Origin of the sequence: Lysinibacillus sp. FSL W7-1291, from assembly GCF_038593415.1 — a bacterium.
GTDB lineage: Bacteria > Bacillota > Bacilli > Bacillales_A > Planococcaceae > Lysinibacillus > Lysinibacillus fusiformis_D.
In genome coordinates this window covers 1,209,182-1,222,297 of the sequence record NZ_CP151994.1, presented here as the reverse complement: position 1 = coordinate 1,222,297, position 13,116 = coordinate 1,209,182, and the positions used below count along the sequence as shown (strand labels likewise).

General features: G+C 36.0%; 12 protein-coding genes. 3 read left to right on the top strand and 9 right to left on the bottom strand.

Going from position 1 to position 13,116, the window contains the following annotated elements; genetic code table 11:
• Window positions 1-30: 30 nt before the first annotated feature.
• The 8 genes from NST76_RS05685 to NST76_RS05650 form a co-directional block, all read right to left on the bottom strand.
• Window positions 31-720, bottom strand: a complete 690-nt coding sequence (locus tag NST76_RS05685) for a hypothetical protein (RefSeq protein ID WP_089932054.1) — start codon at window positions 718-720, stop codon at window positions 31-33.
• Window positions 717-1,310, bottom strand: a complete 594-nt coding sequence (locus NST76_RS05680) for a PilN domain-containing protein (RefSeq protein ID WP_036128090.1) — start codon at window positions 1,308-1,310, stop codon at window positions 717-719. Before NST76_RS05680 ends, NST76_RS05685 begins: the two co-directional genes overlap by 4 nt.
• Entirely contained in the window at window positions 1,310-2,284 is a 975-nt protein-coding gene (pilM, locus tag NST76_RS05675; protein WP_330493476.1) for a pilus assembly protein PilM, read from the bottom strand. The genes NST76_RS05680 and pilM overlap by 1 nt, the downstream gene beginning before the upstream one ends.
• A gap of 112 nt (window positions 2,285-2,396) precedes the next feature.
• Entirely contained in the window at window positions 2,397-2,882 is a 486-nt protein-coding gene (locus NST76_RS05670) for a prepilin-type N-terminal cleavage/methylation domain-containing protein (protein WP_036128097.1), read from the bottom strand.
• A gap of 87 nt (window positions 2,883-2,969) precedes the next feature.
• The gene (locus tag NST76_RS05665; RefSeq protein WP_330493475.1) at window positions 2,970-4,175 is read right to left on the bottom strand and encodes a type II secretion system F family protein; all 1,206 of its coding nucleotides are present in this window, start codon (window positions 4,173-4,175) and stop codon (window positions 2,970-2,972) included.
• Window positions 4,172-5,218 (bottom strand): type IV pilus twitching motility protein PilT, encoded by a 1,047-nt coding sequence (locus NST76_RS05660; protein ID WP_089932048.1) that lies wholly within the window; start codon window positions 5,216-5,218, stop codon window positions 4,172-4,174. Before NST76_RS05660 ends, NST76_RS05665 begins: the two co-directional genes overlap by 4 nt.
• Before the next feature lie 11 nt (window positions 5,219-5,229).
• On the bottom strand, window positions 5,230-6,900 hold the full coding sequence (locus tag NST76_RS05655) for an ATPase, T2SS/T4P/T4SS family (protein WP_244504801.1): 1,671 nt from the start codon (window positions 6,898-6,900) through the stop codon (window positions 5,230-5,232).
• Between the two features lie 17 nt (window positions 6,901-6,917).
• Complete coding sequence (locus tag NST76_RS05650; protein WP_036128109.1) at window positions 6,918-8,249, bottom strand: G5 domain-containing protein; 1,332 nt, start codon at window positions 8,247-8,249, stop codon at window positions 6,918-6,920.
• Window positions 8,250-8,560: 311 nt separating this feature from the next.
• Between NST76_RS05650 and NST76_RS05645 the strand changes: the two genes are divergently transcribed.
• The 3 genes from NST76_RS05645 to NST76_RS05635 are packed head-to-tail and all read left to right on the top strand — an operon-like array spanning window position 8,561 to window position 10,980.
• A complete protein-coding gene (locus NST76_RS05645) occupies window positions 8,561-9,007 on the top strand; it encodes a prepilin-type N-terminal cleavage/methylation domain-containing protein (protein ID WP_058843953.1) in 447 nt (148 codons plus the stop codon).
• A 4-nt stretch (window positions 9,008-9,011) separates the two neighbouring features.
• Window positions 9,012-9,470 (top strand): type II secretion system protein, encoded by a 459-nt coding sequence (locus NST76_RS05640; protein ID WP_180957770.1) that lies wholly within the window; start codon window positions 9,012-9,014, stop codon window positions 9,468-9,470.
• Entirely contained in the window at window positions 9,439-10,980 is a 1,542-nt protein-coding gene (locus NST76_RS05635; protein ID WP_330493474.1) for a hypothetical protein, read from the top strand. Before NST76_RS05640 ends, NST76_RS05635 begins: the two co-directional genes overlap by 32 nt.
• A gap of 38 nt (window positions 10,981-11,018) precedes the next feature.
• Here the strand turns inward: NST76_RS05635 and NST76_RS05630 are convergent, their stop codons facing one another.
• The gene (locus NST76_RS05630; protein ID WP_101966376.1) at window positions 11,019-13,100 is read right to left on the bottom strand and encodes a DUF2339 domain-containing protein; all 2,082 of its coding nucleotides are present in this window, start codon (window positions 13,098-13,100) and stop codon (window positions 11,019-11,021) included.
• Window positions 13,101-13,116: the final 16 nt, after the last annotated feature.

The window sequence follows — 13,116 nt, the reverse complement described above, 5'->3', positions numbered from 1 at the left end:
TGCAGTATGGAACGCCTATCAATGCAATTATTACTCTCCTTCGTAATAGAACGTCGTCACCTGGACGGTAGCTTGTAAAGTAAGATCCGTATCTTTTTCTAATTGATCCTGCTCTCCAGGCAATTTGAATTCGATAGTATCCGTTTTCATCACACGCTGTAATTGTTCAATTTCCTGTAAAAAGCTCTCTAGAGAATTAAAATCAAGCGCCCCAACCTCTAATATAAAAGTAATCAACTTTAAATTCGATGGTAAGGAATCCTTTGAAATAGATGAAATCGGTGAACTCGTAATCTTGTTATCCTGCTCACCATTAACCTCTTCTTCAGCTTGCTCCAACAGATTAAGGTCTTGCGATACATCTGATTGCGAAACAGCCGCATCATCATTTTGAACTGTTAATGACTTTATGCGTGTTCCTGTCACTTCCTCAATCTCAGCTAAATCTAGTATGATCTTTTCAACAGCTCTTGTTGTAGGTAGCTTCTGTCTTAACGCTAAAACATTGATAGTCGGCTGACCCTGCTCCTTGTCTAATTGAGCTAATTGTTCTTTTACACTAGAAATCTCTTGCTGTATCTGTGATACATGACTCTCTTTTGCTTCTACTTCATTTAATCTTGGTAATAATAAATAATAATAAAGCGCAAATAAAATAGAAACGATTAAAGTCAATAACAAGATAATAGATGAATTTTTACTACTCGTTAATTTATTCATGAGCGTCGTCCTCCAGCTAAATACATAAAGTCGATTGTCGCCGTAATGGACACTGAATAACGTGGTACTTCTTTAAATTTTTGTTCAGGCGTTAATTCCTTCTGTTCGCCAAGCTCTATATCAAAGTTTGACACTGTATTAATTTGTGCGTCTGTAAAAAAACTACTCATTAAAAGTCGCTCTACATATTTCGATATATCGGTCATCGTTTCAAAATCCACTTCAATAGTAACTGTATTTTCCCCAAAAACGTAGCTACGCAAGTACGTTTGAGTTGGTAGTAAAGTTTTCGTTTCATCAATTAATGGGGTTACAGGATAAGAAACACCTTGAATATAGGCAACAGATTCCTCCAATGATCCCTGATCAACACTTTGTCTTACATCTAACTCTTGCTGTAATTGTTCAAGCTGTGTCGTTAATGTCTTTTCCTCAGCAGATAAACGTGACAAATCACTTTTAGCTGTAAAAAATATAAATAGTAAATAAGCTACTATTAGACCCACTATGACAATTATCAAGCTATAAAAAAGCTTTGGTGAAGTAGACCGTTTTTCAAGCTGTGGTAAGAGGTTTATATCTGGAACCATTAATGAACCTCCTTCAAAGCTAAGCCTAGCAATGTTGAAAATTCTTTTTTAAAATAAGGAAAGAACTTTTCAATTTTTGCTCCATCAACAATCATCAAAGGTGTCTCTAAATTAGAAGATAATAAGGTTCCTATTGATTTGAGTAACGGGTTATCACCAAGTATTATGATTTCATCTACTGTTTTTTCCCCTTTATGTAAAGAAAACTTAAAGAAATTCATCATCCGATCAATTTCTAAAACCTGATCCATGACGACCATCTGGTAATCTTCGGTTTCACCATTGTAGAGAAATTGGTAGCTAAATTCATCGACTTTTTTGCCCTGCCATTGTGCCATATCTGTTTCAATCGATTGATAACGCAAAAACTCAACCTGTCCGTTTGAAAAGATACTAATGGAAAGTTCATTGATAGACCAATCAGCAATTAAATATGTTTTATTAGGCACTAACATTGACATATGTTCTAACAAACGTATATTGCATAAGGCACGAATATCGGCAGCTTCAGGGTCCAAGGAGACATCTAACAGCATTCCTACTATTTTCGTAATTTCCTCTGAAGGTGCTGCAAATAATATCGCTTTACCGTCCTCCGCATCGGGATCATAAACATCAATTAACGGGTCCTGAAAAGGTAAATGAATAGAATGGCCCAACTCCATTTCAGCATATCCTCGTAATTCCTGAGGTTTAACATCTTTAGGATGCTCGAAACTTTTTAATAAAACAGTTGTATCAGGCACAAACATACGAACAGCCTGTTTTTTTCCTGTCCACTTCACAACCTGTTCTTTAATAATTTCAAAAAGAGCCACCTCATCTATGATTGCTCCATTTTCAACAATATCAGCTGGTAAAGGATATTCATAGCCATGCCATTGACTAGGCTCAGGTCCTTTCGCCACAATCGCACGTAGCACATAATCCTTCAGTTCAATCGATACATGCGACTTTCTCTTTCTCTTAAACATGTGAAAAGACCTCCTTTTCCTATTCAGTATAAATGATTTTATCAATTAGTCATCCATTCCCCAGCCAGAAACGCAAGAAAATTATCGTTTCTGAATGGGTTGGGAGGACTGATTATTGAGTTTTAGTATTTTCTGTTTTTTTCTTATCTACTCCTGCACTTTTTAATAGTTTATTAAGTTCTTCTTCAAATATTGTTATTGCACCTGCAGTTGAGCTAACTTTGAGACTCTCTGTTTTAATCTCTTCAAATCTACCATATGAAATTGACCATTTTTTTTCACTTTCGTTATACGTTACTTTATCATTGCTTCCTAGCTCAATACCATCTACAAACGCTTCTAATTCATCTTTCACACACTCATTATCTGAGCTGTCTCCTTTACAAGCGCCATCAATATAAGCAATCTTAGCACCAGATAGAATATTTGATGCTTCTGCTAAAATAGCACGGTCCTTTGACTTATTAATAATATTACCAATTGCAGGCACAGCGATTGCTGCGATAATTGCTAAAATAACAATTACAGCTAAAAGTTCAACTAATGTTAAACCCTTCTCATTTTTCAATAGTTTTTTATTTTTCCATTTTTTAAACATAGAGAATTCCTCCTTAGTAGTTTTATATGAAGTGTGAAAACACGGTCTTCTAATTCAATTTCTAAATAAGTTTTATATAATTAAAAATTACATATTTTCATATAGTTGGAACATTGGTAAGAATATAGCCGCAACAATTACTCCTACAACAAGAGCAAGTACTATAATCATTAAAGGTTCGATAAGTGACTTCATTGTATCGACGGCACGGTTTACTTCTTCCTCGTAAAAATCAGCAATTTTTTCAAGCATGTAATCCAAGGAGCCTGTTTTCTCACCAATTGCTGTCATTTGTGTAACAAGAGGTGGAAATAGCCAGCTTTTTTCAAGTGGCTCTGATAATGTGCCACCCTTTTCTAAATTATCGCGGGCCTCCAGCACTACTTTTCCCATAACTGGATTACCTCCGACTTTTTCAACAATCGTTAGGGCTTGTAAAATCGGCACCGAGCTACTAAAAAGAGTAGATAGAGTTCTCGTCATTCTCGCTATAATATCTTTTTGTAAAAGTTGGCCAAAGATAGGCATGCGGAGTAACAAAACATTAACCGTATAATGAAACTCTTTATTATTTTTATAAAAATAACGTGATCCCACTACTAACACTAATAGCCCTAAAATCACGAGATACCAAAACTGAATCAGCCAATCACTTATACCAACAACAATAACTGTAATTAGCGGCATTTCTAAGTCCATATCTTTAAATGCATCCATAAAGGTAGGCACAATAAAAACCATTAAAAACATGCCAACCACCAGCGTTAAAAGGGATAATATTGCTGGATAGGTCATTGCCGATTGAATTTTTTTCTTGATGTTATATTGCTTTTCTAGTGTGCTTGCCAGACGATCTAATGTGTCGTCAACGTTACCAGTAGCCTCTCCAGCACGCATCATATTGACAAAAAGCAAGGGAAACACTTTGGTATGTTTGCCTGCTGCATCTGAAAATGCCATCCCACTCCGAATATCCTCTTCAACTTGCATCAATGCTCGCTTTAGTGGTTTATTCCGTGTTTGCTCACCCAAAATACGCGTCGCTTCAACGACAGGGACACCAGCACGAATTAATGTCGCATACTGCCGACAATAAATAACAAACTCTTGGTGCTTCACTTTTGTACCAATGGCAATGTCCTTATGTAAAATGCTATTTGATTCTTGAAGCTCTCGCGCATTTATTCCTTGTGCACGAAGCTTCTCCATAGCAATTTTTTTATTTGGGGCTTCAATAATGCCCTTTTTAGGTGCTCCTGTTTTGGTGCGACCACTAAAACGAAATACAGTCAACTATAATCACCAGCGTTCATGTATGGCCGTGCATCTTCTAGCGAGATCTTACCTGTGGTAATCAGGTGCTGCATCGAAGATTCTAATGTGTGCATGCCCAATGCTTTACTTGTCTGCATTACGCTTGGAATTTGGTGAATTTTTTCATTGCGAATTAAATTCGAAATGGCAGGAGCTTGTACTAAAATTTCTGTCGCAGCAATGCGCCCTTTTACATCTTTACGAATAAATAAACGCTGTGAAACAATACCTTGCAGTACATTCGCAAGCTGTACTCGAATTTGACTTTGCTGATGCGGTGGAAATACATCAATAATACGGTCGATTGTAGTTGGTGCACTACTTGTATGAAGTGTTGCCATTACTAAATGCCCTGTTTCAGCAGCCGTGATAGCCGTTGAAATCGTTTCATAATCTCGCATCTCCCCAACTAAAATAATATCTGGGTCTTGACGCAATGATGCTCGTAAACCATTCGCAAAACTCATTGTATCGACACCAACCTCACGCTGATTGATGATAGACTTTTTATGAGTATGCAAGTATTCAATTGGATCCTCTAACGTAATAATATGTTTTGATCTTGTCTCGTTGATATAATCAATCATTGCTGCTAATGTAGTTGATTTACCTGAGCCTGTTGGACCAGTTACTAAAATTAAACCTTGTGGTTTTTCCGCAAGCTTATATAACACTTGTGGCATATTAAGTGCTTCAATAGAAGGAATTTTAGCTTCAATTAAACGAGCCGCTATTGTCACTTCATTTCGCTGATGATAGGCATTTACACGGAATCGACATTTCCCAGGCAATGAAAAGTTAAAGTCAGTTTCTCCCTTTTCCTCAAACTCCTGTTGTTTATGTACAGGAAGAATGGCATTTACCATTCCCTTTAATTCTTCAGAATCTAATGGATCTGCACCGTAATGTTCCAACTGCCCATGAATACGATATACTGGCGGAATACCTTTTGTTAAATGAAGATCCGATGCTTTTTCTTCAAACGCACGTGTTAATAATTCAACGATTGAATAAGATGTCATTTTTATCACCCCTAATCTACACTTGCAACACGTAAAATTTCTGATGTTGTTGTTTGACCTGCTACAACCTTTAATAGTCCATCTACTAATAGGGTGTGATAGCCTTTGTCATTCATATAATCCCGAAGAACCAAATCACCTTCTCGATTTAAAATCATGTCCTTCACTTTTCGATCCACTGGAAGGATTTCATGAATCGCCATACGTCCTCGATAGCCTGTATGATTACATGCAGGACAACCACGCCCCCTTTTACCTTGGGTAACACCTTCCAGCCCATTTTCCTCTAGTATTTCTAATTCACGTGAGGTGAATACATATGGTTCAGCACAATCACGACAAACTTTACGTACAAGTCGTTGAGCCATAATGCCTACAAGTGAGGAAGATAGTAGAAATGGTTCAATGCCCATATCATGTAAACGTGAGATGGATTCTACTGCACTATTAGTATGCAGCGTACTTAACACTAAATGTCCTGTAAGTGAAGCACGTATAGCAATTTGCGCTGTTTCAAGATCACGAACTTCCCCTACCATCACAATGTCAGGGTCCTGTCGTAAAATCGAACGTAACCCTACCGCAAACGTTAAGCCAACCTCTTCCTTTACTTGGATCTGATTGATGCCATCTAATTGGTATTCCACAGGATCCTCAACCGTAATAATGTTGACGCCTTCCTCATTTAAATGCGAAAGAGCTGCATATAACGTAGAGGATTTACCAGAACCCGTAGGTCCAGTAATAAGCATCATGCCGTTGGGACGGCTTATCATTTTCCTGAATAGTACTTCATTCGTAGCACTAAAGCCTAATTTCTCAATATCATTGGACGAATTGGTTAAATCTAAAATACGCATAACAACTTTTTCTCCAAAGACAGTCGGTAATGTGGCTAATCGTATATCAACTGGCCTAAAATTGACATTCGTTTTTATACGCCCATCTTGTGGAATACGATTTTCTGTAATATTTAAATTGCCCATTATTTTAATCCGAGCCAATACTACGTTTTGCATATGCTTGGGCAATGACCTCTCTGTACGAAGTACTCCATCTACTCTGTAGCGCACACGTAGCTCTGTTTCTTGTGGATCAAAATGAATATCACTGGCTCTTTGTGCTACACCATTGGCAATAATTTGATTTACTAAACGAACAATGGGTGAATCTTCATTCTCAATCTCGTCTTGCGTTTCAGTACTAGTTGCCGCTAAATCTAACATTGCAGCATCCATCGACTCCTGCAAATCATAATATTTGGTAATTGTACGATATAGATCATCTTTTGCAGCAATGCTTGTTTCAATCTGACAGCCTGTCGTCATACGGACTTCTTCGATAGCAAAATAATCCATCGGGTCTTCCATCGCAATAAACAATTTATTTTTCTCTTTGCGGATAGGCATAATATTTGTCCGCTTTGCCAACTCAGCAGGAATTAATTGCAATAATTCAGGGCTGATTGAAAATTGATTTAAGCTAATATGAGGGATACCTAGCTGAAATTCTAAAACTTCAATGAGTTGTTGCTCCGTTAAGACGTTTTCTTTAATGAGAAAATCACCTAGTTTCTCATTTTTCAACTTAGTAGTCAGTGCATACTCTAGCTGTTCTGCTGTAATAACGCCTGATTCAACAAGTAAATCCCCTAAACGTTTACGACCTGGCTTCATCGCCATAAAAATACCTCCAATCATTATGGACTTGTTTGTACAAAATTACCGCCCTTGTCATAATAACCATAGACAATTTCTGGTCCATCTTCTTGCTCAGATTCTTCAGGTGTTGAAGGTTTTATATCAGGTAAGCCGTTGCCATCTAAATCTATCTCTAAATCAGGATCTGCTATACTTTGCCCTGCGTTTTTTGTTGGTGGAGTGACTGTAATAGGCTCCTGCGATGAACGTGTCACAATCCGATTTTGAGGCGCATAGTAATCTCTGCTAATAAACTGTTCTTCCATTGCACCGTTCTCTACAATGGAACGATAAACTTCAACTCTCACCCCTTCTTTCCCCTCTTGTTCCACACGCTCTTGACCAGCCTTTAAATCTTCTGAATAACGGTAAATAGTTCGTGGCTTAACGATTTTATCTTTACTGATACGAACCGTTATATCTTTGTCTTTTACTGCTGTAAATATTTCTATTTTTAATTGATTGCCCTCAATTGTAGCTTGCATTTTGCCAAGCTGATGAGAACGATTAATAAATTGTAAGTCTTTCGCTAATGCAGCATTGACATCCGCTTCAATCCCCAGTTGTAAATAGTTGGGCTTTGTTTGTTGAGAATGTCTTTCTAGAACTTCATACTCTGTCTGAAGAATTACACTATAGAGGATGGAAGCTACAAAATCTAAACCTGTATCATTCGCAGCTCCAGCCTGTTCCCCTAAAAGTGAAAGCAAGGAGAATGACTGGTTCGGTACAAGTGTGACGTCATTTAATAAAGGGATTAGTTTTGCAACCCCTTGACTATCTGTCGGTACATCCGCAATTTGAAAGGCAATCCTTTCTTGCATTTGCAAAGCAGCAGCATTGATTACTGCTTCAACCTCATGTTCTTTCAAATAACTTGCTTGTACTATTATTTTTTGAAGCGTTTTATCAGTATCCAAAATGCCCATTTCATCTAGTTCCTGAATAACAGTGTCGCTGGCAGTTACAGGAATGGGGATATGTACAATTTTTTCATTTTTCCAAAAGGCATACCATGGTTTTTTTGTCAGCAGTTCAAACTGTGATATGGCTGTAGTAGTATCAAAAATTAATTGTTTCGGGTCAATGGTCTTAGAGATATTAGTACTTTTAACATTTATTTCTGTTTGCTGCCAGTCTTTAATTGCTTTTTCCACAGTTGGTAATAAATTTGCACTATTAACACCCCCGACTTTTATACCTCCAATTGTTGAACTTTTTGTCTCATCACTAGCAAAAACTTTCCCATTTATTATAAAATTAGGTAGACAGACTACAGCTAGTATAAATATTCCAATCAATAATACAGTAATGGTTATAATTTTTTTCATCTGTCAATCCCCCTTAAACATCGTAATTTATTGGTTTGCAACTTTATGCTCATCCAGATACTAGAATACTATATTTACTACTACATTACACTACTAAAAACCTAATTTATTTTAAATAACCCCTTCAAAATATATAAAAATTTCACGATTTAGACTAGTTTATCTCTTATATAATGTTATATTATCGTTATGAATACTTTATTACTAGTCGATTAGAATCACTCTTTTTGAACTACTCTTTTCATAATACATAATTCACTAAATAACCATTTGGTTCTTTTGACACAAAAAACTTATAAGGGGCGATATTATTGCAAAAAAATTTTAAAAATGAAGGTGGCTTTTCATTAATTGAAGTCGTTGCTTCTTTAATTCTAATTACAATAATATTGCTTTCATTTTTCGGATTATTTATTCAATCTAACAAAACTTCCAAAACTTCTAGCACAATCGTAGATTCTACCTATCTTGCTCAAAATGAAATGGAAAATATATTTAGAGAAATCAAAGGCAGAACAGAAGAACAACTAGCTAGACAATTACTCTATACAAGTACAGAAAATCCTCAATATATTAGTTGTAGTAAAAATAGTAAATTTTCAACTATTTGGAGCTATGAAAAACAGATGGAAGATAGACGGTTTATTCTAACCATTAAGCGCCATTGTCAATATGAATATCTAGATACTATTGTTATCGAAGTTTATGAGAACGATGTACTCAAAAGCAAGATGGAAAATATATATAGTAGGAAGTGAATACATGTGGTTCATAAAAAATAACAGAGGTTTTACACTCGTGGAAGTACTTGCTGTTATCTTAATTTTAAGCATTGTTTCAACAATTCTTTTTAGTATACTTTCGTCTAGCAAAGAAACTAATAAAAAACAACTTGAAAATAATGAACAGCTATCCGAGTTGTCTTATGTTTTAAAGCTCATTACGAAAGATATGAGAAAAACCATTACGTATGATCCTAATAATTCAACATTTAAAAACAGAGATGGTTCTATTCAATACACATATATCTTTGATGCTGAAAAAAATACGATTACTCGTAACAACGAGGTTATTGCAACTCATATACACTCATTTTCCTTAACAAGTATTGGCGACTCTATTTCCATTAATATTGAAAGTATTAACGAACACACAATCTCTACACAACTATCTTTTAGGAGTGGTGACGGTGCAAAAGATGAAAAAAAGTCTACTAAATGATGAAGGCTTTTCATTTTTATTAGTTTTTTTAACCATTGTATTAGTGACGATTTTAGGTCTAGGTTTACTTGCTGTATCTTCAAATTCCTTAAAACTCTCTAAACATGAGCGAGAAGATCAATCCATTTATTACATTGCTGAGGCAGGTGTAAATTATGAAAAAGCAATTTTATTAGAAAAAGCGAATGAAGCTTATCAAAGTGCAAAAGCAGAATACGATCGTTTACCAATTCAACAGAAAAAGTATGAAAAATTTGTAGAATTATATGAAGAGAATATTAAAAGCATAATAGAACCACTATTAAATAACGAAAACATTATAAATAATTTTGAAGAACAACTAGGAATGCAACCTATTGCCAGGATTACCCTAAAACAGGATTTAGATACGAATCTTCGATATTGGATAACTTCTATCGGTACATATGGGGAATCGCCTTCACAAAAAAGAGAACTACAGCAAAGTGTAGACTTTGTTCTTGATGCCGAAACAACTAATAATAATGGTGGGGATGATGAGGAAAATTTAAATACTGCTACCCCTGAATTTGCAGTACAAACTAAAGGCAATATTAAGCTAACAGGTGGGGCATCCATAAAGGGAGATGTAGCTACTGACATCGGTATAATTTCATTGGATGGTGGTTCATCTATTTCTGGTACTGTAGGTGCTTCAAGTGATCATTTCCAATATCCATCTTGGATGGGAGATTTATCAAGAAAACTTACGCAAAGTAGGAAATATCCTGGTTCAAGTATCCTGCCTTTATTTCCATTAGAGAAAATGCAACAATTATCAAAATTACCTGTTCCTCCAAATCAAGAAGTCATCAAAGATCCACACAACAAAACCTTCATTATTAATAATGGACATTTTTTAGCTGATAATTGGATGACTAATAACTATACTTTACAGTTAAATGGTGATACACATTTCAAACAGTTCAAAGTAGATCAAAATAATACGTTAACTATAAATGTAGGAGATACAGATAAAAATTTATATATCGAAGATTTTAATATACTACAGGGGCATATTAAAATTGTAGGAACAGGAAAGTTAAATGTATATATTAATAATACTTTTAATCTAAAAGGATCTTTAAACAGGAACGGTAATGCTAATCAAATAAATTTATATTATAACGGAGCATCAGCTATCACAATTGCAGGAGAAACACAAAGCGCTGCCTCTCTTTATTCTAAGCAAGCCAATTTAACATTCACAGGGGGGATAGGATTAACGGGGAATATATATGCAGGAGCAACTAAGGTTACTTTTAATGGTGGTTCAAACTCAAATGGTCAACATATTATTGCACCAAATGCTTCTGTCATTTTAGAAGGCGGCGCTCACATTAAAGGAGCTATTATTTCTGATAATTTACTAGCTAATGGAGGTACCTCCGTTACATTTACAGAAGGCACAATCCAACCACCTTCTTCAGGACATACAGAAATTGGCGATCCTATCACTTTAATAAAAGAAAATGAATTAGTAGAACAATAGAAAAAGAGATTCCAAAATGCATTGGAATCTCTTCTTCTTTATTTCTTCAACAACCTACCCGATAGTAGCATGCCAATACCACCAATCGTTATAAATAGAATAGCTCTAATTAATAAATCAAGGGCAGATAAGTCAAAGAAAATTAGCTTAATAAACGCCATGACTAACAGAATAAAACCTGTTGAGCGCAGTGTTTTTAATTGATGTGTGGAGCTTATCCATAGGGAAACGCTTGCCGTCAAAAATAATGTAATGGTTGTCAGTGCGATGCTTAGCTTCCAATCAAGGACGTTGTTAAACGTAAATTGATGGATCAGCCCCCATATTGAAATCATCGTGAGCACGATACCAGTGCTTACAATAGCATCTACATATTTCCCCAGACGCACCTCATACAATCGATAAATAAACCCTTTTACTAGAATATCTACGATGATGGCGACAATGACTGCCATATATACCAATCTAGTTATAATATTTAAGCTTTCCATCATGGTCGGCTTGGTGCTGATCATCAAGAAGAATAATAGGAAAAATGAGCCGAGAACTGGTGTTAAAGCACGACCTTTATAGGTTTCCTCTACAAATAGAGAGCCAGTAAATAAGGCAGCTAATACGATACACATCATATATGGAATGCCATTTGTTGCTGCAAAATAAACGGTATCTAGTTTGCCAATATAGGCTAAGAAATAGCCAGTTGTGGCCACTGCTAAAATATCAATCACATACAGATCCTTCATGACCTTTTCAAATGTCGTAAGTGTCTCTTTTGGACGTCTTGCATATAAGTAAATAATAACGAAATAAATAATTGGCATGAACAAGCTTAAATGATCTATGCTGAAAAATGGTTTTGGTTCATGAAAGATGAAATTTAAAATGAATGTGATGATAAGAACAAATGAAGAAACGACCTTCATCATACTTGCCCGTAGTCGCAAACTCATCATCACGCCAGCAAAAGCAATCATCGGATAAAGTAAATCATCCACTTTATTTGGTATATTCATTAAAAGTATCGTATTACATAGGGTGATAAATGCGAGTGTAACAGCGCTATCCAATACTTCCTGCCATTTTTGGCGATAGCTATATAACGCCACCGCTCCAAATAAAGCCATTAGGACAAGGAGCAGCATTTCTCCATGCGGAAGTGAACGAATAATAAGATTCATCAGCAATAAACTAAATGAGCCTAAGGAAAATTGAAGCCCTATATGAAGAGGCTTCCATTTGGATTGTGCGTTATACATTAAACACCAAATTACGTAAAATATTGATAGAATCACCAATAAACCAAATGCGAAGATAACTTGCTTATCAATATTCATAAACGCTACTACGCTCACCGCTAGCACCGAGAAGAATGTAGCAATATAGAGAGCTAGCTTTTGCTTGTGCTGATAAATGACCCATTGCAATGAAGCAAATAATATCACGACAAAAAGCAAGATAATGACCGCATTAAAATCCATATATTCTAATAAATAAGGTAGCAATAACGATGTAAAGGCTACAAAAACGGTAAGTGCTTCATTTTTCTTCCAATAACTAATGGCAATACCATAGCCAATATAAAGAAGTGTAATGCCTAGTGCTGGAGTAAGACCAATGATTTCATATAAAATGGCACTCGCGGCAGTTGTTAAAATACCGACAATAAATGCCCCGCCATATAAGGAAATCGTTATAGCAGATGAGCCTACTTTTCTACGTTCTAGTACATAGGCTATAACCGCCAAACCTACCGATAATGCATAGGCAAGGATGATTTTCACGCCATTCGATAAATAACCATAATCACTAACAAGTTTTAGGCCCCAAAGTACGCCCATTACTAAAATAACCATGAATACTTTTGGCAGTGCCCACATAACACGCTCCTCCATCGATGGCTGCGGTTGCACTTCTTTTTCCGTTACTTTAGTCGGGACAGGCTTCGACTCCAGTGCTGGTTTTGGTTTTATTGGTTCTGATTGCTTGATCATCGACTGTCTGGCATCAAGAGTATTTATTTTTTCGGTACTTTGTGTACCTTTTAACGAAGACAACTCCTGACGTAAATCTGCCATTTCCTCTTCGAGCTTAGCAATTCTTCGCTCCAATTCAAGAGACATTCAATCATCCTCCCCA

Excerpts from the sequence above, each read along its gene's own strand:
- NST76_RS05685 (WP_089932054.1), bottom strand. The coding sequence starts at position 720 with ATGAATAAATTAACGAGTAGTAAAAATTCATCTATTATCTTGTTATTG.
- NST76_RS05680 (WP_036128090.1), bottom strand. The coding sequence starts at position 1,310 with ATGGTTCCAGATATAAACCTCTTACCACAGCTTGAAAAACGGTCTACT.
- pilM (WP_330493476.1), bottom strand. The coding sequence starts at position 2,284 with ATGTTTAAGAGAAAGAGAAAGTCGCATGTATCGATTGAACTGAAGGAT.
- NST76_RS05670 (WP_036128097.1), bottom strand. The coding sequence starts at position 2,882 with ATGTTTAAAAAATGGAAAAATAAAAAACTATTGAAAAATGAGAAGGGT.
- NST76_RS05660 (WP_089932048.1), bottom strand. The coding sequence starts at position 5,218 with ATGACATCTTATTCAATCGTTGAATTATTAACACGTGCGTTTGAAGAA.
- NST76_RS05655 (WP_244504801.1), bottom strand. The coding sequence starts at position 6,900 with ATGGCGATGAAGCCAGGTCGTAAACGTTTAGGGGATTTACTTGTTGAA.
- NST76_RS05650 (WP_036128109.1), bottom strand. The coding sequence starts at position 8,249 with ATGAAAAAAATTATAACCATTACTGTATTATTGATTGGAATATTTATA.
- NST76_RS05640 (WP_180957770.1), top strand. The coding sequence starts at position 9,012 with ATGTGGTTCATAAAAAATAACAGAGGTTTTACACTCGTGGAAGTACTT.
- NST76_RS05630 (WP_101966376.1), bottom strand. The coding sequence starts at position 13,100 with ATGTCTCTTGAATTGGAGCGAAGAATTGCTAAGCTCGAAGAGGAAATG.